General features: G+C 54.9%; 23 protein-coding genes and 1 pseudogene. 10 read left to right on the forward strand and 14 right to left on the reverse strand.

Annotation, left to right across the window (positions count from 1 at the left end; genetic code table 11):
* Nucleotides 1-102: 102 nt before the first annotated feature.
* A complete protein-coding gene (gene nasR, locus L2Y28_RS12295) occupies nt 103-1,275 on the reverse strand; it encodes a nitrate regulatory protein NasR (protein WP_022648371.1) in 1,173 nt (390 codons plus the stop codon).
* Between the two features lie 73 nt (nt 1,276-1,348).
* On the opposite strand from nasR, the gene L2Y28_RS12300 reads away from it, so the two are divergent.
* The 3 genes from L2Y28_RS12300 (at nt 1,349) to L2Y28_RS12310 (ending at nt 4,029) form a co-directional block, all read left to right on the forward strand.
* Nucleotides 1,349-1,702, forward strand: a complete 354-nt coding sequence (locus tag L2Y28_RS12300) for a DsrE/DsrF/TusD sulfur relay family protein (protein WP_022648372.1) — start codon at nt 1,349-1,351, stop codon at nt 1,700-1,702.
* Between the two features lie 106 nt (nt 1,703-1,808).
* Complete coding sequence (locus L2Y28_RS12305; protein WP_023330149.1) at nt 1,809-3,593, forward strand: methyl-accepting chemotaxis protein; 1,785 nt, start codon at nt 1,809-1,811, stop codon at nt 3,591-3,593.
* A 196-nt stretch (nt 3,594-3,789) separates the two neighbouring features.
* A complete protein-coding gene (locus L2Y28_RS12310) occupies nt 3,790-4,029 on the forward strand; it encodes a hypothetical protein (protein WP_015570352.1) in 240 nt (79 codons plus the stop codon).
* Nucleotides 4,030-4,059: 30 nt separating this feature from the next.
* Here L2Y28_RS12310 and L2Y28_RS12315 read toward each other — a convergent pair whose 3' ends face one another.
* Both L2Y28_RS12315 and chaB read right to left on the reverse strand, forming a co-directional pair.
* Nucleotides 4,060-4,755: a gamma-glutamylcyclotransferase gene (locus L2Y28_RS12315; protein ID WP_017384255.1), complete on the reverse strand. Its 696-nt coding sequence runs from the start codon at nt 4,753-4,755 to the stop codon at nt 4,060-4,062.
* Nucleotides 4,756-4,931: 176 nt separating this feature from the next.
* On the reverse strand, nt 4,932-5,162 hold the full coding sequence (chaB, locus tag L2Y28_RS12320) for a putative cation transport regulator ChaB (protein ID WP_003856674.1): 231 nt from the start codon (nt 5,160-5,162) through the stop codon (nt 4,932-4,934).
* A gap of 268 nt (nt 5,163-5,430) precedes the next feature.
* Between chaB and chaA the strand changes: the two genes are divergently transcribed.
* Nucleotides 5,431-6,531 (forward strand): sodium-potassium/proton antiporter ChaA, encoded by a 1,101-nt coding sequence (gene chaA / locus L2Y28_RS12325; protein ID WP_003856672.1) that lies wholly within the window; start codon nt 5,431-5,433, stop codon nt 6,529-6,531.
* Nucleotides 6,532-6,637: 106 nt separating this feature from the next.
* Here the strand turns inward: chaA and kdsA are convergent, their stop codons facing one another.
* Genes kdsA through hemA form a run of 6 tightly spaced genes read right to left on the reverse strand, consistent with a single transcriptional unit; the run spans nt 6,638 to nt 11,941 of the window.
* Complete coding sequence (gene kdsA, locus L2Y28_RS12330; RefSeq protein WP_022648375.1) at nt 6,638-7,492, reverse strand: 3-deoxy-8-phosphooctulonate synthase; 855 nt, start codon at nt 7,490-7,492, stop codon at nt 6,638-6,640.
* A gap of 36 nt (nt 7,493-7,528) precedes the next feature.
* A complete protein-coding gene (gene sirB1 / locus L2Y28_RS12335; RefSeq protein WP_022648376.1) occupies nt 7,529-8,338 on the reverse strand; it encodes an invasion regulator SirB1 in 810 nt (269 codons plus the stop codon).
* A gap of 3 nt (nt 8,339-8,341) precedes the next feature.
* Nucleotides 8,342-8,734, reverse strand: a complete 393-nt coding sequence (sirB2, locus tag L2Y28_RS12340; RefSeq protein ID WP_022648377.1) for an invasion regulator SirB2 — start codon at nt 8,732-8,734, stop codon at nt 8,342-8,344.
* A complete protein-coding gene (gene prmC, locus L2Y28_RS12345; RefSeq protein ID WP_022648378.1) occupies nt 8,731-9,561 on the reverse strand; it encodes a peptide chain release factor N(5)-glutamine methyltransferase in 831 nt (276 codons plus the stop codon). Before prmC ends, sirB2 begins: the two co-directional genes overlap by 4 nt.
* Entirely contained in the window at nt 9,561-10,643 is a 1,083-nt protein-coding gene (gene prfA / locus L2Y28_RS12350; RefSeq protein WP_003856667.1) for a peptide chain release factor 1, read from the reverse strand. The genes prmC and prfA overlap by 1 nt, the downstream gene beginning before the upstream one ends.
* Nucleotides 10,644-10,684: 41 nt before the next feature.
* Nucleotides 10,685-11,941 carry a glutamyl-tRNA reductase gene (gene hemA, locus L2Y28_RS12355; protein ID WP_003856666.1) on the reverse strand — a complete coding sequence of 419 codons (1,257 nt, stop codon included), beginning with the start codon at nt 11,939-11,941 and terminating at the stop codon, nt 10,685-10,687.
* A gap of 201 nt (nt 11,942-12,142) precedes the next feature.
* Between hemA and lolB the strand changes: the two genes are divergently transcribed.
* The 4 genes from lolB (at nt 12,143) to dauA (ending at nt 16,497) form a co-directional block, all read left to right on the forward strand.
* Nucleotides 12,143-12,754, forward strand: coding sequence for a lipoprotein insertase outer membrane protein LolB (lolB, locus tag L2Y28_RS12360; RefSeq protein WP_003856665.1), 612 nt, complete (start codon nt 12,143-12,145; stop codon nt 12,752-12,754).
* The gene (ispE, locus tag L2Y28_RS12365; RefSeq protein ID WP_022648379.1) at nt 12,751-13,620 is read left to right on the forward strand and encodes a 4-(cytidine 5'-diphospho)-2-C-methyl-D-erythritol kinase; all 870 of its coding nucleotides are present in this window, start codon (nt 12,751-12,753) and stop codon (nt 13,618-13,620) included. Before lolB ends, ispE begins: the two co-directional genes overlap by 4 nt.
* A gap of 125 nt (nt 13,621-13,745) precedes the next feature.
* Nucleotides 13,746-14,693 (forward strand): ribose-phosphate diphosphokinase, encoded by a 948-nt coding sequence (gene prs / locus L2Y28_RS12370; protein ID WP_003856663.1) that lies wholly within the window; start codon nt 13,746-13,748, stop codon nt 14,691-14,693.
* A gap of 124 nt (nt 14,694-14,817) precedes the next feature.
* Nucleotides 14,818-16,497 (forward strand): C4-dicarboxylic acid transporter DauA, encoded by a 1,680-nt coding sequence (dauA, locus tag L2Y28_RS12375; RefSeq protein WP_022648380.1) that lies wholly within the window; start codon nt 14,818-14,820, stop codon nt 16,495-16,497.
* On the opposite strand, the gene L2Y28_RS12380 is transcribed toward dauA, so the two are convergent.
* Together L2Y28_RS12380 and ychH are read right to left on the reverse strand one after the other, a co-directional pair.
* Nucleotides 16,483-17,541: a MerR family transcriptional regulator gene (locus L2Y28_RS12380; RefSeq protein ID WP_022648381.1), complete on the reverse strand. Its 1,059-nt coding sequence runs from the start codon at nt 17,539-17,541 to the stop codon at nt 16,483-16,485. The two genes, dauA and L2Y28_RS12380, sit on opposite strands and share 15 nt — an antisense overlap.
* A gap of 120 nt (nt 17,542-17,661) precedes the next feature.
* Nucleotides 17,662-17,937, reverse strand: a complete 276-nt coding sequence (gene ychH, locus L2Y28_RS12385; protein ID WP_022648382.1) for a stress-induced protein YchH — start codon at nt 17,935-17,937, stop codon at nt 17,662-17,664.
* A 274-nt stretch (nt 17,938-18,211) separates the two neighbouring features.
* Here ychH and pth point away from each other — a divergent pair, with 274 nt between their 5' ends.
* Nucleotides 18,212-18,796, forward strand: coding sequence for an aminoacyl-tRNA hydrolase (gene pth, locus L2Y28_RS12390; protein WP_006810922.1), 585 nt, complete (start codon nt 18,212-18,214; stop codon nt 18,794-18,796).
* Between the two features lie 126 nt (nt 18,797-18,922).
* Nucleotides 18,923-20,017 (forward strand): redox-regulated ATPase YchF, encoded by a 1,095-nt coding sequence (gene ychF / locus L2Y28_RS12395; RefSeq protein ID WP_010432886.1) that lies wholly within the window; start codon nt 18,923-18,925, stop codon nt 20,015-20,017.
* A gap of 70 nt (nt 20,018-20,087) precedes the next feature.
* On the opposite strand, the gene comJ is transcribed toward ychF, so the two are convergent.
* The 3 genes and pseudogenes from comJ to L2Y28_RS12410 form a co-directional block, all read right to left on the reverse strand.
* On the reverse strand, nt 20,088-20,594 hold the full coding sequence (gene comJ / locus L2Y28_RS12400) for a competence protein ComJ (RefSeq protein WP_022648383.1): 507 nt from the start codon (nt 20,592-20,594) through the stop codon (nt 20,088-20,090).
* Nucleotides 20,595-20,941: 347 nt separating this feature from the next.
* Entirely contained in the window at nt 20,942-21,166 is a 225-nt protein-coding gene (locus L2Y28_RS12405; RefSeq protein WP_023330151.1) for a hypothetical protein, read from the reverse strand.
* A gap of 11 nt (nt 21,167-21,177) precedes the next feature.
* A pseudogene (locus L2Y28_RS12410) lies at nt 21,178-22,740 on the reverse strand (RHS repeat domain-containing protein); the annotation flags it as partial.
* Nucleotides 22,741-22,803 lie beyond the last annotated feature (63 nt).

The raw sequence follows: 22,803 nt of genomic DNA on the forward strand, positions 1-22,803 counted from the left end.
AAGGTGATGCCAGCTTTTTAACCCCGGCGTTACGGGGTTTCTGCAAGGAGAGCGCTGTTTTACGCACCTCAATCAGGCATAAAATGCCCACTGACTGTGCAACTACTCCCCAGGGGGTATCTTCCACAGATTTTTCACCGTAAGGAGCGCACGGGCGATATCCACCATGCGTTGGTTTTTATCCATCGCCATTTTGCGCAGGGCTGTCCACGCCTGCTCCTCGCTCATGTTCTGATGCGTCATTAGCACGCTTTTGGCTTTGTCGATGGTCTTGCGCTCCTCCAGCGTGTCGCGCAGGGAAGCAAGCTGACGGGAGAGTTGCTCAATTTCGCGCGCCTGCTGGCGCACCAGCGGCAGCAGTGGTCTATCCGGAAATCGCGCCAGGATATCGTCGTACTCATCATCTACGTGCAGGTTTTCGCTATAGCGACGCTCCTCAACTGCCGTTATCAGATCGGCAATGGCCACCTCCTCCAGCGTGCGCAGATGCTCAAGACGCGCGGTTTGCAGGGCAAACCATTTGAGGGCGGTATCGCCATTATCTGCCGGAGGCTGGCGGGTGCACGCTTCACGCCTGAGTTTTTCAGTCTCCAGACCCGGCTGACAGTTGAGGGTAAACGTCTCCTGCACGTCTGGAGTGCAATGGGAGATAAAAACCTCAAAGCAGGCCTGCTGGCCATCAATGCGATCCACCAGCCGCTGGCGAGTTTCATCGTCAAAGAATCCCTGGGTGAAACCAATAGCCCCTAACGCCCGCTCTTGTCCCACAAGTTCTTTGCCCTGCATCAGGCTGTAAAGGGCCACAAATCGGCCCGCGATGTGCGGATCGTCAATGCTGTCGCTGAGTTGAGGTACGATATTGAGCAGAAGCCGCAGTATGCGGCTGTAGTGTTCCATCGCCTGCGGCGCGGTGACGCGTTGACCTGTAACGCCATCACGCAGCACCGTCAGCGTTTCAAGGCCGTGCAGTGCACTGGCGATACGTTCGCAGAGGGCGCTGCCCGGCAGCGGTTCGCTAAACAGGAGGTGCAATGCCGCAAGGTTTTCATCCACCAAAGCCCTGCTGGCCTTGCATTCAGGCCCGTACAATTTACCCTGCGAGCAGAGCCAGACATTTGACGCACCGCGTTCGCACTGTAGCATATGCACCAGTCGACTGATGCCGTTCACCAGTGCGCCCAGCTGCGCTAATCTGCCGAGCTGTTCCTCCCGCAGCATTCTTGCACGCTGGAACCATTCGGTCGCGCCAGGCGAACTGCCAGCCACTATCGTCATCGTTTCTCTCTCCGATACATATTCTTCGGTATGAGAAGCAATATTCGTGCCTTTTCAAAGAACAGGAGTCAACATGCAGAAGATTGTGATCGTCGCCAACGGTGCGGCCTACGGCAGTGAATCCCTTTTTAACAGTCTGCGCCTGGCAATCGCGCTGCGCGATAAGGAGAGTGAGCTGGAGCTGCGCCTCTTTTTGATGTCCGATGCCGTCACGGCCGCGCTGAAGGGGCAGAACCCCGCTGAGGGCTACAACATACAACACATGCTGGAGATCCTGACCGCGCAAAACGTTCCGGTCAAGCTGTGCAAAACCTGTACCGACGGTCGCGGCATTACCGGGCTGCCCCTGATTGATGGCGTGGAAATTGGCACGCTGGTTGAACTGGCTGAATGGACTCTTACCGCTGATAAAGTATTAACTTTTTAATAATAAATCGCTAAAAATATTATTTTCTTATGGACGCGGTTTCAGCATCAAGTTTACCTGCGCCATTGCCGATAGGCATGGAAACAACACAGCAGGTATTACACTTATGTTCAGATCCATTCGCGCCCGCATCATTGCGGCGACGACAGGCTGTATGGTCGTCGCCCTTCTTCTTAATACCATTATCAACTTTCAGGTCACGCGCCAGGATAATCAGCAGTCGCAGCGCGATATACTGACCAGCACCAGCGCCAGCCACAATATGGCGATTGCCGACTGGGTCAAAAGCAAAATGACGGTGATTGCCTCCGCGCAGAGCATCGCGCTGGCTGACGATCCGGTTCCGGTGTTTAAGCAATTAGCTCAGGCGGGCGGCTTCACCAACGTCTACGCAGGCTACGCCAGCAAGACGGCGAAATTCTCCGATCCTGCGGGGGTCCCGGCGGATTATGACCCAACCATTCGTCCCTGGTATCAGCAGGTGGTGAGCACGGACGGCCCGGTTGTGACGGCGCCCTACGTTGATGCCGGGACCGGGAAGCTGGTGGTGACGTTTGCCGTACCGGTGAAGGAGAATGGTACTCTGAAAGCAGTGGTAGCGGGCGATGTCGCCATGGATAGCGTGGTGGCGAACGTGCGCGGGATCCACCCAACGCCTGCCAGCAGCGGGTTGCTCCTGAACAGCGACGGCACGGTTATTGCCGCCAACGAGCCGACCCTAACGCTGAAGCCGTTTACCGGGACGATCAAAGGCATCGACCTTGCGGCGCTGAAGAGCGGTAATCCGGTCGACGGGACGCTGAATGATGAGGAAAAAACCTTTATCGCCTCAGCCGTGCCGGGCACGAACTGGCTGCTGGTCGTCGCCCTCGACAGCAGCGACGCTACCTCCGGCATGAGTTCCTTGCTGAAAGCGTCGGCAATCTCGCTGGTGATTCTGGCGCTTCTGAGCGGCGCCATTGTCCACCTCTTGATAGCCCGCCTGCTTAAGCGCCTGTCCGACATTCGCGACGCGATGCACAGCATTGCCAACGGCACCAACGATCTGTCCCAGCGTCTGCCGGATAGCGGCGATGACGAAGTGGCGCAAATTGCGCAGGCGTTCAACGCCTTCAGCAATAAGCTCTCGGTGGTGATGGTCCAGCTTCGCGACGCCAGCGCCTCAGTGAAAAACGCCGCGCAGGAGATTGCGGCAGGCAATCAGGATCTCTCCGGACGAACCGAGCAGGCCGCGTCCAGCCTGCGTGAGACCGCCAGCGCCGTGGAAGAGATAACCGCCTCCGTTACCCAGTCGAATGAATCGGCCGAAGAAGCCAACGACCAGGCCAGTAAGGCCTCTGCGGCCGCAGCGCGCGGCGGCGAAGTAGTCTCGCAGGCAATCAGCACCATGCAGTCCATCGAAGTGGCTTCTGCAAAGATTGGCGATATCACCAGCGTGATTGACGGCATCGCCTTCCAGACCAACATTCTGGCGCTTAACGCCTCCGTCGAAGCGGCTCGTGCCGGTGAGCAGGGCCGTGGGTTCGCGGTCGTTGCAGGGGAAGTGCGTAATCTGGCCAGCCGCAGCGCTCAGGCGGCGAAAGAGATCAAATCCCTTATTGACTCCACTACCGAAAGCGTTGCAACCGGCTCCCGGTTTGTGCACCTTGCGGGCGACAGCATGGATGAGATCCGCGCCAGCGTCGGGAGCGTGTCTGGCATTATGCGTGAAATATCTATTGCCACCCGCGAGCAGATGAAAGGCATCCATGAAATTAACCACGCGGTGACTCACCTGGATCGCATGGTGCAGCAGAACGCTGAACTCGTTGTACAGTCTGCTGCTGCGGCCAGCGCGCTGCAAAGCCAGGCGGGCGACCTTGCTGAGACCGCTGGCCATTTCCGCATATAATTTTTCCCGGACGCGCGTTAAGCAGGGAAAACGCGCGTCGGCTGAAAGGTTTCAGAAATTTTGTCATTTTTGTTTAATCGTTGCGCCATTTTTTGATCGAAATCAGCATCACCCACCTTCCCCTTTGGTGTTATGCAATGAGTAAATTGTGAACAACATCACGCTCGGGATGGGCAAAAACGACGGGGTATAAAAAATGGCACGAGTTAAAACGAGTCTGAAACTGTTTGGCGGGGATACGGTAGTGGTGCGTTGCTCAGAACGTTGCCGCATCCATCTGATGAGTACAAAAGGGCAAAAGCAATCGCAGGCAGATATCCTTACCGTCCAGGATGATAAGGCCTGGCTGACGGTGCCTTACACCGGCACCTGGGATGTGCTAATCGACAGCCACAGCCAGTCGCTCGAACATTCCGTAAGTTACGTGGCAGCATAACCATAAACGCCCGGCCAGCCGGGCGTATTATCAGGCAAAACCCGGGCGCAGCGTATTGCTGAGCGGGTTCCCTTCCAGCAGCGCTTTAACCTTCACCACCAGCTCACTCAGACAGTCGTCCTGCATACCGAGACGCGTCAGCTCCTGATCGAGCGAGAAAAGGTACTGGGCATTAGTGCCCAGCGGTCCACTGGCGGCGGCAATCAGCGGGGCAATCACCTGGGTTCGGGTGTCGGCTTCATACAGCGGGTGGCGCGGATCCATAATGAACACCAGCGCGTTGACGGTGCGGCCGTCGTCCAGTTCCAGCTTGCACCAGCTGGGCATATAGCAGCCGGTGATCATCTCGCGCTTCCACAGCAGCGTGAGCTCATCTTCCAGCGTGGTATCCGGCAGCCGGTATGCCACGCCCGTGGTGCGCCCGCCCTCTTTTAGTGCAAGCATACGTCCAGGCTGACAGGCGCTGCCGCGTCCGGCGGTCAGGCGCAAACAGAAGGCGCGGTGCCAGCCAGGCAGCGTTCCGGTTGCCGATTCAACAAACTCGAGGGCCGGGTTCCACATCAGCGAGCCGTAACCAAAAATCCAGACCGGGCCATCATCCGGGCGGCAGGCCAGCGTTGCCGCAAGCGACGCCGCACGTTGTTCAGCCGACCACAGAAGCGATTCCTCAATAGCACCAAATGCCGTCTTACAATCTGCCTTCATCAAGAAATCACGCGTTAACACATCCCCCTCCGCCACTGCATGCTTCCTTGCGACATCTTTAATGCGCCTTCCCGGCATTCTGCGCTGTTCATTTTAACAGCAGTTGAGCAACGATAAGCAATTCGCGGGCCAGATGCAATACAGCGGCAGTTCAACCGCCTGAAATGTCAAAATGGAGGCAGCGTATTATTCGGCAGCTATTTCTTTTTGTGCCATTTGTCATCATCCCCTTTCTCATAGTCATTTTTTACGGCGGCCCAGGCCACTTTATGCGCCGTCTCTTCACGGCTGGCATCGTCCCGGCGATCTTCTTTATCTTTGTATTGATCCCAGGCGCTGTTAAAGGCTTCTTTATAGATATCCTGAGCGTGGGCAGGCAGTACGTTTTGCACGTTATCCGGTAATTCGCTTTTCGATTTGTATGGCATCGCTAACCTCTCTTTTGGCTAAAAGATAAGTGTGGACGACGATACGCCAGGGTGCCAGCCGACAGCGAGAAATGAACTATTTAAGAGTGCAAGGCATTGTTATTAAATTATTATTTTGTGTAAATGAGGCATTATAAGCTTCAGGAAGAAAAATCCCATTAAAGGGTAAAATTAAGTAAAAAATACAGGGTATTTAACCGTTTTCTGTTAATTTAACACCCTCAAAATCTATCTATAATTACAAGCACCTGCACTGTTGGAGAAACACATGACAGCAACACACGAGGCGGTAAAGACCCGCCACAAGGAGACCTCTCTCATTTTCCCGGTTCTGGCACTGGCTGTGCTGCTCTTCTGGGGAAGCAGTCAGTCATTGCCAGTGGTTGTGGGGATCAATATTCTGGCTCTGGTGGGTATTTTAACCAGTGCATTTAGCGTGGTACGCCATGCGGATGTTTTAGCCCACCGTCTTGGAGAGCCGTATGGGTCATTAATTTTAAGCCTTTCGGTTGTGATTCTTGAGGTCAGTCTAATTTCCGCATTAATGGCCACTGGCGACGCCGCACCAACGTTAATGCGCGATACGCTCTACTCCATCATTATGATTGTTACCGGCGGCCTGGTCGGTTTTTCGCTTTTATTAGGTGGCCGCAAATTTGCCACCCAGTACATGAACCTTTTTGGCATTAAACAGTATCTGATCGCCCTGTTCCCGCTGGCGATTATCGTGCTGGTATTCCCGATGGCATTGCCGGGCGCAAACTTCACCACCGGCCAGGCGCTGCTGGTGGCGCTGATTTCCGCGGCAATGTACGGCGTGTTCCTGCTGATCCAGACCAAAACGCACCAGAGCCTGTTTGTTTACGAGCATGAAGACGACGGCGACGATGATGACCCGCATCACGGTAAGCCGTCGGCCCACAGCAGCGCGTGGCACACGGTTTGGCTGATCGTGCATCTGATTGCGGTAATTGCGGTCACCAAGATGAATGCGAACCCGCTGGAGGCGCTGTTAACTGAACTGAACGCGCCGGTCGCCTTTACCGGTTTCCTGGTGGCCCTGTTGATCCTGTCGCCAGAAGGCCTGGGAGCGCTGAAAGCGGTGCTCAATAATCAGGTGCAGCGTGCGATGAATCTGTTCTTCGGCTCGGTTCTGGCGACCATCTCCCTTACCGTTCCGGTGGTGACGTTGATTGCCTTTATGACGGGAAATGAATTGCAGTTTGCGCTGGGTGCGCCAGAGATGATTGTGATGGTGGCATCCTTGCTGCTGTGCCAGATATCCTTCTCCACCGGCCGCACCAATGTGCTGAACGGCGCGGCGCATATGGCGCTGTTTATTGCGTATCTGATGACGATATTTGCGTAATTTTTTTGCCGGGTGGCGCTGCGCTTACCCGGCCTACGAAACCCGTAGGCCCGCGCAAGCGTAGCGCCGCCGGGCAAAGAAAAACCCGCCGAAGCGGGTTTTTTTATTAGTTGCTGGTATCCAGCTCGTCGAAGCTCTTCACCAGATCGTCAATCGCTTTAATCTGTTTCAGGAATGGCTCCAGCTTATCCAGCGGCAGCGCGGATGGACCGTCGCATTTCGCGTTAACCGGATCCGGGTGCGCTTCAATGAACAGACCCGCCAGGCCGGTTGCCATACCGGCGCGCGCCAGTTCGGTCACCTGCGCACGACGCCCGCCAGACGCGGCGCCAAACGGGTCGCGACATTGCAGGGAGTGGGTCACGTCGAAAATCACCGGAGACTGGTTAGAGACGTTCTTCATTACGCTGAAGCCCAGCATATCCACAACCAGGTTGTCATAACCGAAGTTTGAACCACGGTCGCACAGGATCACCTGGTCGTTACCACCTTCGATAAACTTATCGACGATGTTACCCATCTGGCCAGGGCTCACGAACTGCGGTTTTTTCACGTTAATCACGGCACCGGTTTTCGCCATCGCTTCTACCAGGTCAGTCTGGCGCGCCAGGAACGCCGGAAGCTGAATCACGTCTACCACATCAGCCACGGGCTGTGCCTGAGACGCTTCGTGCACGTCGGTGATCACTTTCACGCCAAACGTCTGTTTCAGCTCCTGGAAAATCTTCATCCCCTCTTCCAGGCCCGGGCCACGGTAGGAGTGAATGGAGGAGCGGTTGGCTTTGTCAAAAGAGGCTTTAAACACGTACGGGATGCCCAGCTTCTGGGTCACGGTCACGTAGTGTTCGCAGATGCGCATAGCGAGATCGCGGGATTCCAGAACGTTCATACCGCCAAACAGCACGAACGGCAGGTCGTTTGCCACGTTGATATCACCAATGCTAACCACTTTTTGTTTCATAGGATCGCCTTATTCAGGTGTGAATCGGAATTAAGATTAATGCAGTGTAATGTGTTTATGCGCGATCGCGTTGATCTGCGCGCGAATCATTTCGCTGATCGGGTCTTCCGGACATTGCTCGACGAAATAATTCAAATCATTCAGCGCCACGTGCTCGCAGTCGAGCTGCGCATAAATCAGGCCGCGGTCGCGGATTTCGTACGGATCTTCCGGATTGAACTGCAACAGCACTTCGCTTGCGCGCAGGGCCAGCTCCATCTGACGCTCTTCCATCAGCGCAGACTTCAGCGTATCCAACAGCTTGCGGATCACTTCGGCGTTATCGGCTTCATCGAGATCTTCATTGAACAGCTCCGCTATCGGGCTGATGTTGCCTTTCAGCCAGACGTCCAGCGTATGCTCATCCAGCGTGTCGCCGTTAAACGGATTGATTAACCACATCTCACCGTCCAGCCACTCCGCCCGCAAAATCATCTGCGTCGGGAAAATGACCGGCACCAGTGGAATATCCAGTCGGTGCGCAACCCACAGTAAAATGGCGCCCAACGCGACGGCGCTACCCTGTCGATTTTTCAGCACCTGGTCCAGCCACAGTGCGTCAGACAGGCGATACACGCCTCGCGTGTCGCAGAAACCCCATTCGCCATAGAAAAGCTCAATCAGCTTCTCTAATTGCCAGTCTTGCGGACGTGCCTGATTGATCTCTTCGCGCGCCAGGCTGACCAGATTTTCCAGTTCAGCGTAAACGTACTGTGATGTGAAATCGTCGCGGATCATCTCTGAAATCAGGATCATACCATCGCATAGCGGCACTTTGTTAAATTCGAAATCGGCTAAGGACCTCATGACTTACCCCAGTAACGGTATTCTTGTGGTGGCGAGTTTAATGATGATGTACAGCACCACCAGACCCAGCAGAAAGGCGATAAACCCTGTCTGCTGGCTGCGCGGACGATGACGCCCAAGCGCGATAAAACCCAAAACGATGTAGATGATAACGCCAAACAGCTTTTCAGTCAGCCATAGGCCTTTATCAGTAAATGGCAGATAGCCGGTCTTCCACATTAACCCGGCTCCGGAAAGGAACAGCACCGTATCGATACCGTGTGGGGCGATACGTACCCAGCGGGCGTTAATCAGCGGATTATTGCTGTAGCGCCACCAGTAGCGGACAATGAAAAAGCCGATGGTCAGGGCAACGGAAACCAGGTGAACGGAGATTAGCAGCGTAAACAGGCTCATGACCACTGCCCCAGCGTCAGACGTTCATTGCCGCCGTAATCGCGGCAGGTTTCCACGGCGGCGTATCCGGCACGCGTAAACAGTGCTCGCACCGCCTCTCCCTGCGTCCACCCATGTTCCACCAGCAGCCAGCCACCGGGAAGCAAATGTTGCCGTGACGTTGTCACAATGTAATCGAGATCCGCAAGTCCCTGATTCGCAGCGACCAGCGCGGTCAACGGTTCAAAACGCACGTCGCCCTGCGCGAGATGCGGATCGTCTTCGTCGATGTAGGGCGGATTGCTGACAATCATTTCGAACATGCGGCTTCCAAGCGCGGCAAACCAGCTGCTTTGCAGAACGGAAACATTGTTCAGCCTCAGCCGTTCAACGTTGCGCCGCGCGAGGGCGACCACATCAGGCATCACGTCTACCGCCGTCACGATACAGTCCGGCCGCTCGCTGGCAAGCGCCAGCGCAATCGCGCCGGTGCCGGTACCCAGATCGAGGATCTGACACGACTGCGCCGGTAACCGCGCCAGCGCCTGCTCCACCAGACACTCTGTGTCCGGGCGCGGGATCAGCGTCGCCGCTGAAACATACAGCGGAAGTGACCAGAACTCGCGCTCGCCAACCAGATGCGCCACCGGCTCGCCGGTTTTACGGCGGGCGAGCAGCGCCTCCAGCTGCGATAGCTGTTCAGCTGTCAGTTCGGTTTCGCCGAAAGCCAGCAGATACGTGCGGGCTTTACCCGTCACATGCTCAAGCAGAATTTCGGCGTCCCGCTTCGGGCTTTCACTTTCTGAAAGTTCACGGGCCGCCTCACGTAACCAGCGCTGAAAATCCATTAATCCTGCTCGGACAGCGCCGCCAGCTGGTCGGCCTGGTATTCCTGCACGATAGGCTCAATCAGCATATCGAGCTTGCCTTCCATTGCCTCATCCAGACGGTAGAGCGTCAGGTTGATGCGGTGGTCGGTTACGCGCCCCTGCGGGAAGTTATAGGTGCGGTTACGATCGCTACGGTCGCCGCTGCCCAGCAGGTTACGGCGGGTAGAGGCTTCCGCCTGCTGGCGTTTCGCCATTTCCGCCGCGTGGATACGGGCACCCAGCACGGATAACGCCTTAGCTTTGTTCTTGTGCTGGGATCGCTCGTCCTGACACTCAACCACAATCCCGGTGGGCAGGTGAGTAATACGGATAGCGGAGTCGGTGGTGTTAACGTGCTGACCACCCGCCCCTGAAGAGCGGAAGGTGTCGATGCGCAGATCCGCCGGGTTGATATCCGGCAGTTCCGCTTCCGGCAGCTCGGGCATAACCGCCACCGTACAGGCCGAAGTGTGAATGCGTCCCTGAGATTCTGTCGCAGGCACACGCTGCACGCGGTGACCACCGGATTCAAACTTCAGCCGACCATAAACGCCGTCGCCGCTGATTTTGGCGATAACCTCTTTGTAGCCGCCATGCTCGCCTTCGTTGGCGCTCATGATCTCTACGCGCCAGCGGCGTGATTCCGCATAACGGCTGTACATACGGAACAGATCTCCGGCGAACAGCGCCGCTTCGTCGCCGCCGGTACCGGCGCGGACTTCCACAAAAGCGTTACGCTCATCGTCCGGATCTTTTGGCAGCAGAAGGACCTGAAGCTGCTGCTCCATCTCTTCTGACCGCGCTTTAGCGTCCTGCAACTCTTCCTGGGCCATCTCGCGCATTTCAGGATCGTCGAGCATCATCTGCGCGGTTTCGATATCTTCCTGGACCTGTCGCCAGTCGGTAAAGCATTTTGAAACATCACTTAACTGCGCGTATTCACGCGACAGCGCGCGAAAACGTTCCTGGTCGGCAATGGTCCCGGCATCGCCGAGCAGCGCCTGGACTTCTTCATGGCGCTCGTGCAGAGCTTCCAGTTTAGCGACGATAGAAGGCTTCATAGGCGTAAATGCACCTTGTCTTAGAAAATGGGTATAGGGCGCTATTCCAGCCCGAGGCTGTTGCGCAGAATAGTCAGGCGTTCATCGTCCCCGTCACGGGCAGCCTGCTGAAGAGATTTGGTTGGGGCATGGATCAGGCGGTTGGTCAGTTTCCAGGCTAAATCCTGCATAATCGCCTGCGCGTCGCCGCCCTGTTCAAGGGCCGCTAACGCTTTGGCCGTCAGGTCATCACGCACCTGCTCCGCCTGACCGCGGTATTCGCGGATGGTCTCGCTGACGCTTTGCGCGCGCAGCCAGGCCATAAATTCGCTGGTTTCCTGTTCAACGATGGTTTCCGCCTGCACAGCCGCCGCCTTACGCTGGGCAAGGTTGTGCGAAATGATGCTTTGCAGGTCATCCACGCTGTACAGGTAGGCGTTCGCCAGTTTGCCCACTTCCGGTTCGACATCACGCGGAACGGCGATATCCACCAGCAGCATCGGCTGATTGCGGCGGGATTTCAGCGCACGCTCGACCATCCCTTTCCCGATAATCGGCAGCGGGCTGGCGGTAGAACTGATAATAATGTCCGCCTCTTTCAGACGTTCATCGATGTCGCTCAGCGCAATCACCTCAGCGCCCACTTCATCTGCCAGCACCTGCGCACGTTCGCGGGTGCGGTTAGCGATGATCATCTTCTTCACCTTGTGTTCGCGAAGATGGCGCGCCACCAGCTCGATGGTTTCGCCCGCCCCCACCAGCAGTACGGTGACGGTCGACAGCGATTCAAAGATTTGACGGGCAAGAGTACAGGCCGCGAAAGCAACCGAAACCGCACTGGCGCCAATGTCGGTTTCGGTTCGCACACGCTTCGCCACGGAGAATGACTTCTGGAACATTCGCTCCAGTTCGCTGGCTTTCAGATGCCCTTTCTGGGAATCCGCGAAGGCTTTTTTCACCTGGCCGAGGATCTGCGGCTCGCCCAGCACCAGCGAATCCAGACCGCTGGCCACACGCATCAGATGGCTGACCGCATCGTTATCCTGATGCCAGTACAGGCTGTTGCGCAGCTCTTCTTCGTTGAGGTTGTGATAGTCACATAGCCAGCGGATCAGCGCCTCGTGCAGGTTGTCCTGCTCTTCCACGCTTAAATAGAGCTCGGTACGGTTGCACGTCGACAGCACCACGCCACCCTGCACCATCGGCTGTGCAAGCAGGCTATCCAGCGCCAGGTCGAGCGTATCCGGCGAAAACGTAACGCGTTCTCGCAGTGAAACCGGGGCCGTTTTGTGGTTAATACCGAGTGCTAATAGGGTCATGTTGAGCGGGAGTAGTACCAGCGTTAATAAGGTTAGCAGGACGCATCATACAGGATGCGCGAGATCAATAAAAGAGACTGCCCCCTTTCGGAGTAATAGCTTACGCCGCGCTTTGAGATAATTTGAACGTAGACGGTGGCACCCTTCAACGCTAGCATTAACAGTTATAACTGCAACGTATCTCAAGGATTTGTCATCATTATGACCCGAATGATTCGCCTGCTGCCTCTGGCGGCCCTGGTTCTGACCGCCTGTTCCGTTCATCAGCCGAAAGGCCCGGGCAAAAGCCCCGACTCACCGCAGTGGCGTCAGCACCAGCAGGATGTGCTGAAATTAAGCCAGTACCAGACCCGCGGTGCATTTGCATATCTCTCTGACGAACAAAAAGTTTATGCTCGCTTCTTCTGGCAGCAAACGGGGCAGGACAACTATCGCCTGCTGCTGCTCAACCCGCTGGGCAGCACCGAGCTGGAGCTTAACGCGAAGCCTGGCGAAGCGCAGATCACCGATAACAAAGGCCAGCACTACACCGCGACCGACGCCGAAGAGATGATTGGCAAACTGACCGGGATGCCGATTCCGCTCAATAGTCTGCGCCAGTGGATCCTTGGCCTGCCGGGTGACGCCACCGACTATACGCTTGATGACCAATACCGTCTGAGCCAGGTTAACTACACCCAGGGCGGTAAAACCTGGAAAGTGGTGTACAGCGCGTATGACAGCAAGACGCAACCATCGCTGCCGTCCAATATGGAGCTGACGCAGGGTAGCCAGCGTATCAAGCTGAAAATGGATAACTGGATCGTTAAATGATGACCCACTGGCCCTCTCCCGCAAAACTGAACCTGTTTCTCTACATTACCGGGCAGCGCGCTGACGGCTATCACACCCTGCAAACCCTGTTTCAGTTTGTCGACTACGGCGACACGATCTCAATCGAACCGCGTCAGGACGGGCAGATTTGCCTGCTGACGCCAGTCGACGGCGTGGCGCACGACGATAACCTGATCGTGCGCGCTGCCCGCCTGCTGATGAAAACGGCGTCGTCGTCGGATCGTCTGCCAGCGGGAAGCGGTGCGGATATCCGTATCGACAAACGCCTGCCGATGGGCGGCGGTCTTGGCGGCGGTTCGTCAAATGCTGCAACCGTTTTGGTGGCGCTTAACCATCTGTGGGGCTGCGGTCTGACAACGGACGAGCTGGCAGCGTTAGGGTTGACGCTGGGCGCCGATGTACCAGTGTTTGTACGCGGCCACGCGGCGTTTGCTGAAGGGGTGGGCGAAATCCTCACGCCGGTCGATCCGCCGGAAAAATGGTATCTGATCGTTCACCCTGGCGTGAGCATTCCTACCCCGGTCATCTTTAAAGATCCTGACCTGAAAAGAAATACCCCGGTACGGTCAATAAAAAAGTTATTAAATTGTGAATTCAGCAACGATTGCGAGGATATCGCAAGAAAACGTTTTCGCGAGGTTGATGCGGTGCTTTCCTGGCTGTTAGAATACGCGCCGTCGCGCCTGACCGGTACAGGGGCCTGTGTCTTTGCTGAATTTGACACCGAATCCGCCGCCCGTCAGGTGCTTGAGCAAGCGCCGGATTGGCTGCATGGTTTTGTAGCACGCGGGATGAACACCTCCCCCCTACAGCAGGCCATTCTGGCGCAGACTGAGTTTCGGTGACAACGTCACCCTGTTCCAGACGTTGCATCGCGCTCTTTAATACACCGCCTGGATAGCGTTTGCTTAGGCCCCGCAGTTTGCGGCGAACGCTATCCACCACTGGACGCATGCCTGAGGTTCTTCTCGTGCCTGATATGAAGCTTTTTGCTGGTAACGCCACCCCGGAACTAGCACAACGTATTGCCAACCGCCTGTACACTTCCCTCGGCGACGCCGCTGTAGGTCGCTTTAGCGACGGCGAAGTCAGCGTACAAATTAACGAAAATGTACGCGGTGGTGATATTTTCATCATCCAGTCCACCTGTGCTCCAACGAACGACAACCTGATGGAATTGGTTGTTATGGTCGACGCGCTGCGTCGCGCTTCTGCTGGCCGTATCACTGCTGTTATTCCTTACTTTGGCTATGCACGTCAGGACCGTCGCGTCCGTTCCGCGCGTGTGCCAATCACCGCTAAAGTTGTCGCAGACTTCCTCTCCAGCGTCGGCGTTGACCGCGTACTGACGGTCGACCTGCACGCAGAGCAGATCCAGGGCTTCTTCGACGTGCCGGTTGATAACGTTTTCGGCAGCCCAATCCTGCTGGAAGACATGCTGCAACTGAATCTGGACAACCCGATTGTGGTTTCTCCGGACATCGGCGGCGTGGTACGTGCTCGTGCTATCGCGAAGCTGCTGAACGATACCGACATGGCGATCATCGACAAACGCCGTCCGCGTGCTAACGTTTCACAGGTGATGCACATCATCGGTGACGTGGCTGGCCGCGACTGCGTGTTGGTGGACGACATGATCGATACCGGCGGTACGCTGTGTAAAGCCGCTGAAGCGCTGAAAGAGCGTGGTGCGAAACGCGTATTCGCTTACGCGACTCACCCGATCTTCTCCGGCAATGCGGTAAACAACCTGCGTAACTCCGTCATCGACGAAGTTGTGGTATGCGATACCATTCCACTGAGTGACGAGATCAAAGCGCTGCCAAACGTGCGTACGTTGACCCTGTCCGGGATGCTGGCCGAAGCGATTCGTCGTATCAGCAACGAAGAATCCATCTCTGCAATGTTCGAACACTGATCGAACACGGCCAAAAAACCCGCTACGGCGGGTTTTTTTGTTTATAGTATTTATTTGTATGACTTATGCCTCCTTCACCTGCCATTCATATGACAGATGATGCGCACACGGATGATAGATAATTGTGAAAAACGTAACCTCCTCACATGTTCTGCCCTTTCGCGCCCTCATCGACGCCTGCTGGAAAGAGAAATACACGTCGTCACGCTTTGTTCGTGACCTGATAGCCGGGATCACCGTCGGGATTATTGCCATCCCGCTGGCGATGGCACTGGCGATTGGTAGCGGCGTCGCGCCGCAGTACGGGCTGTACACCTCAGCCGTTGCGGGGATTGTGATTGCGCTGACGGGCGGGTCCCGCTTCAGCGTCTCCGGCCCAACTGCCGCCTTTGTGGTGATCCTCTACCCGGTTTCCCAACAGTTTGGTCTGGCAGGCCTGCTGGTTGCCACCCTGATGTCCGGCATCTTTTTAATTCTGTTCGGTCTGGCCCGCTTTGGTCGCCTGATTGAATATATTCCCCTTTCCGTGACGCTGGGGTTCACCTCGGGGATTGGGATTACCATCGGGACCATGCAGATTAAGGATTTCCTCGGCCTGCAAATGGCCCATGTTCCGGAGCACTACTTACAGAAAGTGGGCGCGCTGTTTATGGCGTTGCCGACGGCCAACCTGGGCGATGCAGCCATTGGCATCGTTACCCTCGGCACACTCATCGTCTGGCCTCGCTTAGGCATTCGTCTCCCGGGGCATCTCCCCGCTCTGCTGCTGGGCTGCGCGGTGATGGGCGTCGTCAACCTGCTCGGTGGACAGGTCGCCACCATTGGCTCCCAGTTCCACTATGTTCTGGCGGATGGCTCACAGGGTAACGGTATTCCGCAGCTGCTGCCGCAGCTGGTTCTGCCGTGGGACATGCCGGGCTCCAGCTTCACCCTGAGCTGGGATTCCCTTCGCGCTCTGCTGCCTGCCGCGTTCTCCATGGCAATGCTGGGCGCGATTGAATCCCTGCTCTGCGCCGTCGTGCTCGACGGCATGACCGGCACTAAGCACAAAGCCAACAGCGAACTGGTCGGTCAGGGCTTAGGGAACATCGTTGCACCGTTCTTCGGCGGTATTACGGCTACGGCTGCGATTGCCCGTTCCGCCGCGAACGTACGTGCGGGCGCGACATCACCGGTTTCAGCGGTCATTCACTCCCTGCTGGTGATCATGGCGCTGCTGATCCTTGCCCCGCTGCTTTCATGGCTTCCACTCTCGGCCATGGCTGCGCTGCTGTTGATGGTGGCCTGGAATATGAGTGAGGCGCATAAGGTGGTGAATCTGCTGCGCCGTGCGCCGAAAGACGACATCATCGTGATGCTGATCTGCATGTCGCTGACCGTGCTGTTTGATATGGTTATCGCTATCAGCGTCGGCATAGTGCTGGCCTCGCTGCTGTTTATGCGCCGCATCGCGCAGATGACGCGTCTCTCCCCGGTTAACGTTGAGGTACCTGACGATGTGCTGGTGCTGCGCGTGATTGGCCCGCTGTTCTTCGCCGCGGCGGAAGGTTTGTTCAGCGATCTGGCGTCCCGCGTCGCGGGCAAACGGATTGTGGTGCTGAAGTGGGATGCCGTCCCGGTGCTGGATGCCGGCGGTCTGGATGCCTTCCAGCGCTTTATTGCCCGCCTGCCGGAAGGCTGCGAGCTGCGGATCAGTAACCTCGAATTCCAGCCCCTGCGCACCATGGCGCGCGCGGGCGTGCAGCCGATCCCTGGCCGATTGTCCTTCTACCCTAACCGTGAAGCTGCATTAGCGGATCTGTGAGTCATCTGATGCAGAGATACGTCTTTGCATCATCACCCCGATCGCCTGCTGGAGCCATTCAAGCACGGCAGGCGTCATCCACGTGCCTTTCATCAGATGCGGCTCCTGCTGCATGGCGAGACGAAATTTTTGCTGGGTCTGCGGGTTTGTTCCCGCATAGGACTGGAATAAAACCAGCCACTTTTCTGCCAGCTTTTGCGCATCGTCAGAAGCGGGACTGAGATTATCCCGCTGCGCCTGATGTAGCTTTGCCACCAGCGGCGGCCACTCCATCATCCGGTCAAAGTAGTGCGCCCGGGTAAAGGCCATCTCTTCGGCAGTGAGATATTTCTCCCAGATGCTGAGCTTTGATTCGGCAAACGCCCGCGTGATGTAATCCGTAATCTCCGGTGTAATGCCGGTTTGCTCCTGCATCTGCGGCTCCACGCTGTGCATTTCGTTCAGACGGGTCAAAAATTCCGGTTTGCCTGCGGTATCCTGTTCCAGGCGTTCCATCCACCGTGAAGCCAAATCGGTCGCCCGCGCGTCCGTGACGCTGACGTTCTGTTCCAGCAAGCGTTTAACCTCCGTCACCAGACCCGACCAGATATCCGCCAGCGCCTCTTTCTCTACCGCAAACGGCAGTTGCTGCAACTCTTCTTTGCTAAACCAGCGATCGTACATATTCATTAACTCCAGAGTCTGTAGCCAGGATTCCAGATCCGGCGTCGCATCGTCGGTCAGCCCGGTACGCAATTCCACCAGCCGGTTGCGCAGCGTATGGATGCTACGCAGTTGCTTGTCCAGCAAAGTGATTTGCCCGTCGAGTAATTCGGCTAATGACAGCGAACGCTGTTCCAGAAAATCCCTGATTTCGGCAAGCTCCAGTCCGGCTTTTGCCAGCGCCTGGATCATATGCAGACGCTGCACATCCGCCAGGTTATAAAGCCGGTAGCCTGCCGCGCTTCTGGCAGAAGGTAACAACAGCCCTGTTTGCTCGTAGTGATGCAAAGTCCGCACGGTGATCCCTGCGCGTTTCGCCAGTTCACCCACCTGAATCAACATAACGGCTCCTTTTGTTCTGCCAGTGTCGCTACTCTGAAGCCTTACGTTACGTGAGGGTCAATGCGTCATGCAAAAAAAAACGACTTCAGATGAAGTCGTTTCGGTGTTCTTTATGGGGCACTAGCCGTGCTTATGCTGGTCGCGGCGGCATCGTTTATCGTAATGGCGCACCCACCAGTATTTATCGCAGACTTCCTCATGTCCGCTCACGCGCGCCCCGGCGAGCCACAATACCGCACCGAGGAAGATACTCAGCACCGCGCCATGCGCAAAGTATTGTGGGAGGTCAAGCTGCGGTAATTGGTTTAAAATTGAATAACCGACACCGGCGACCATCACGAACAGTCCCAACCCCATTAGCACGTTACCGAGCATTGAAGCGTTTTTGCGTTTCATATGTCACCTCCGGAACTTTGGGTTGTCAGGGGAAAAACCCCTTCTCCTTGTGTGTAAAGTATAGACAACGCCACTTATATGAGTTGCGTGAATGATCACATTTACAGATAACTCCCGGACAAAAATTTACAAATAAGACATTGAACAGCTTGAAATTCTAATTGTTCAAAGAAGAAATTATTCGCATTTCGATGTACAGCAGGCAGAACTTTGTCAAGCGGCGCGCCAGACAGTAAACTACGCGCCAGATCTGGAACCCATTAGGAAGTAAATCGTGACGATTAAACTGATTGTCGGCCTCGCCAATCCGGGCGCAGAGTATGCCGCTACCCGCCATAACGCCGGCGCCTGGTATGTTGATCTGCTGGCGGAACGTCTGCGCGCGCCCCTGCGTGAAGAACCCAAGTTTTACGGGTATACCTCACGCATCAATCTTGCGGGTGCTGACGTGCGGTTGCTGGTGCCAACCACCTTTATGAACCTGAGCGGCAAAGCCGTGGCGGCTATGGCAACGTTTTATCGCATCAATCCGGATGAGATCCTGGTGGCCCACGACGAACTGGATCTGCCGCCAGGCGTGGCGAAGTTCAAGCTGGGCGGCGGTCATGGCGGCCACAACGGCCTTAAAGACATCATCAGCAAACTGGGTAATAACCCTAATTTCCACCGTTTGCGCGTGGGAATCGGCCATCCGGGCGATAAAAACAAAGTTGTTGGTTTCGTACTGGGTAAACCACCCGTTTCTGAGCAGAAGTTGATTGACGAAGCGGTGGACGAAGCGGCCCGCTGCACCGAGATTTGGCTTCAGGACGGCCTGACGAAAGCCACCAATCGACTGCACGCTTTCAAAGCGCAATAATCGGCGCCATGGGGCTTTTTTACCGCGCGTCGCGCGGGTTACGTGTATAATAGGCGTAGTTATTTACTTTTCTTCAATCGGTTATCGTTAACGGATTGATTATCAAGATATTAAGGTGATTTAGAAATGGGATTCAAATGCGGTATCGTCGGTCTGCCAAACGTGGGCAAATCCACCCTGTTCAACGCGCTCACCAAGGCAGGTATTGAAGCGGCGAACTTCCCGTTCTGTACCATCGAGCCGAACACCGGTGTTGTTCCTATGCCCGATCCGCGTCTGGACCAGCTCGCGGAAATCGTGAAGCCGCAGCGCATTCTGCCGACCACCATGGAGTTCGTGGACATCGCGGGCCTGGTAAAAGGCGCATCCAAAGGTGAAGGCCTGGGCAACCAGTTCCTGACCAACATCCGTGAAACAGAAGCGATCGGCCACGTTGTGCGCTGCTTCGAGAACGACAACATTATCCACGTTAACAACAAAGTGGATCCGGCTGACGACATCGACGTCATCAACACCGAGCTGGCCCTCTCTGACCTCGACACCTGCGAGCGCGCCATTCACCGCGTGCAGAAGAAAGCGAAAGGCGGCGACAAGGACGCGAAAGCGGAACTGGCTGCCCTGGAAAAATGTCTGCCACAGCTGGAAAACGCGGGCATGCTGCGCGCGCTGAAAAACCTGACTGAAGAAGACAAAGCGGCGATCAAATACCTGAGCTTCCTGACCCTGAAGCCAACCATGTACATCGCCAACGTTAACGAAGACGGTTTCGAGAACAACCCGTACCTCGACAAAGTACGTGAAATTGCCGCGGCTGAAGGTTCTGTGGTTGTTGCCGTGTGCGCGGCCGTTGAATCTGATATCGCCGAGCTGGACGATGCCGACCGTGAAGAGTTCATGGCCGAACTGGGTCTGGAAGAGCCGGGCCTGAACCGCGTGATCCGCGCGGGCTATGAGCTGCTGAACCTGCAAACCTACTTCACCGCTGGCGTAAAAGAAGTGCGTGCGTGGACCATCCCTGTGGGTGCGACTGCGCCTCAGGCGGCCGGTAAGATCCACACCGACTTCGAGAAGGGCTTCATTCGTGCGCAGACTATCGCGTTTGAAGACTTTATCACCTACAAGGGTGAGCAAGGCGCGAAAGAAGCTGGCAAGATGCGTGCGGAAGGGAAAGACTACATCGTTAAAGATGGCGATGTGATGAACTTCTTGTTTAACGTCTGATTAGTTTTGAATTAAAAAAATCCACGCTTTGGCGTGGATTTTTTTCGTTCTTATTTAGTTATTATTAACGTTAAAAAACACCTTCTTTGAGTGGATTATCTTTTTTTCCGCCCCAAGGGTCGTCTAATAAAAACTTAGCTGTGACAGTGTCTTTTTCCGGCACAAGAGTGAAATTGTAATAAATTTCATCCCCTTCACAAATCTCATAATAGAGCGAATACGTTTTGTTGGTTACATTTATGTTTATGTCAAATTTCTCTGTCGCAGAAGCCACCTGAAGCTTATTTTTATCTGTAATAAAAAATGGCACTACAATGCAGCGTTGAGCATTTTCATCTAAATTAAAAGCATTCTCTATTTTGATATTTACGTTTGCTCCAAATGCGTCCTCTGGTAAAGGATCAAAAATAACATAATCTTTATGAATCACAGCACCTTGAGATACATTACCTTTACCCCACTGACTCAGTTTTTCATCATAGTCTCGTGATCGTAGCAATATTTGACGATGTGAAATCAGTAGGTCAACATGTTGACTATATCTATGCCTCATTATGTAAAAAAGACTATTTTTCATATTCTTCTATCGTTTTTGTTGCTATGTACATATCTTCTCTTTGAGGATTGATTGACCATAAAGATAGCGATTATTACGCAAGGATGCCCCCATAACTGAAGTTGACAAATGCTAATTGAGTAAAAAATTCGTTGTAATTATGCTATATAAATAAAAACGAGCGGTTTGTCACCGATTTTAGCAATGAAATTAACTATACAACAATAGTTACGTACAAAATAAAACAATAACTATTTTAAAATATTAATTAATTACAACTATAGAATATAGTAAGCTACAATTTCAACGCTATCAATTATACAACTCCTGATTTTTTGGCTGTAAAATATCCCCCCTGCATAAAACTATTAATCCTTTGAAAAAAAGGGCTTATTTTTCCCTTCTCTAGTCTGAGTGGCAACAATAACTTCATAAGCATCTCTTTCACTTCTTTGTGCTTTCAATGCTTCTTCGGATGTAATTTTCGACTCTTTATCAATCATAGCAATAGTTCCAGCATCATATCGGATAAAATATTCATTATCTCTTTTAATTATGTCAATGCCAAAACCAGTAAAAATAACTTCACTCATTTTTCGTACCTCTATTTGTTTATAATCGGTGTAATCAAAGCATCACCGACAGGCGTTTGATCTATTACGGCTTCAGGGATCCCTCCTGACGTCTTACCTCCAGGAACCCAAAAATCATTAGCCCCTCCCTCGTTGCCTGAAGGCATCCTAAGCCCTTGAGGTTTAAGGATATCTATTCGGACCGGTGAATCGCCAAGATCTCCAGGGTCTAATCCTAACATTTTCTCTAACTTCCCGACATCTCCGCCAGCTTTCTTAATAATGTTATCAGCAACTGATTTTGGCATCACAAAATGACCAGATGGAGGGCCAATCTCAGCTCTATTCACTCCCCATGCAATTTTAGAAATACCATCATTAAATAAAGCAAGATGTTGCTTAACATAAGAAGGGTCTAGATAGTTCGTTGGGTTTGGCCGATTGGGCTTCGTCGTGCCTTTTAAAGAATTATACGCCTTTGCTGCCCAAGCCCTACTTGAGAAAACCCCTTTTGTTTTATTCTGGAAATCATTCCAGCTATTTCTGCACGATAACCCCCACGGATCCACCCACCCCAGCGCATTCGGCGCATACTGGTAAAGGTTTATTCCCCCCGCCAGCCCTATCGGGTCCTGCTGCGTAAACCGTCCGCAGTCCGGGTCGTAATACCGGAACAGATTGTAGTGCAGCCCTGTCTCGCGGTCCAGGTATTGCCCCTGCATGCGCAGGTTCTGGGAATATCCTGATACCTGCGTTTCGCTTTCCCGCAGCAGTTTGCCCCAGGCGCTGTTCACCCCTTCCCAGCGCACCTGCCCTTCGCTATCCGTCATCCGCTCCGGTGTGCCGTTGGGCTGACAGTGGAACCAGAAGATTTCCGGGGCATCAACGCCGTCAATACGTGCCAGCGGATCGTAGCTGTCCTGATCGCTGTAGACGTAGGTCAGCGGCTCATCCCCGTGCACTTCCTGCAACAGCCGGAACCCTTCCCAGACAAACCGGGTGGTGACCGGCCTGCCGGTTGGCTGGCCGCCCAGCATCTGGCGGCGCGTTTTGCTGATGCGTCGCCCGAGCGGATCGTAGCGGAAGCTGACCTCCGTCTGCGGTCTGTTGCGGTCCCGTGGCTGGCTGTTGACCTCCGTCAGGCGGTGCTCGCCGTCGTAGCGGTAGTGCCAGCGGGTCTGGCCATTATCCTTCTCCACGGTGCGGCCATGGATGTCATAACGCCAGCGAATACCGTTGAGCTGCGTCAGACGGTTGTGCGTGACTTTCTCAGCAGCCCCCTCGAGCGGGTTACCGGCCGCATCCCAGCGCCACTGCTCCTGACCGGGCAGCGTGCCGTCCTGAACGAGCAGGCGCCCTGCGCTGTCGTACTGCCAGCGGTACCAGCTGAACGGGTTATCGTCCCGCTCTTCGCGGACAAGATTATTGCGATAGTCGTAATCCCAGCGGCGGGACCAGCGGCGCGGCGACGGGCGCTGGGCATTGCCGGTAAAAACGTCCCGGCGATGCAGTCGGCCAAGGCGGTCGTATTCGCTGCGGGTGGTCAGCAGCCTCTGGGTGCGGCTGGTCTCACGGTGGAGTTCGTCGCGGGTATACCGACAGCTTATTGAGGGTAGGATTCAGCAAGGAGCGTAAGAGGCAGCCCGAATATGAGCTGA

This window comes from Enterobacter sp. JH25 (genome assembly GCF_021725435.1).
Lineage (GTDB): Bacteria > Pseudomonadota > Gammaproteobacteria > Enterobacterales > Enterobacteriaceae > Enterobacter > Enterobacter intestinihominis.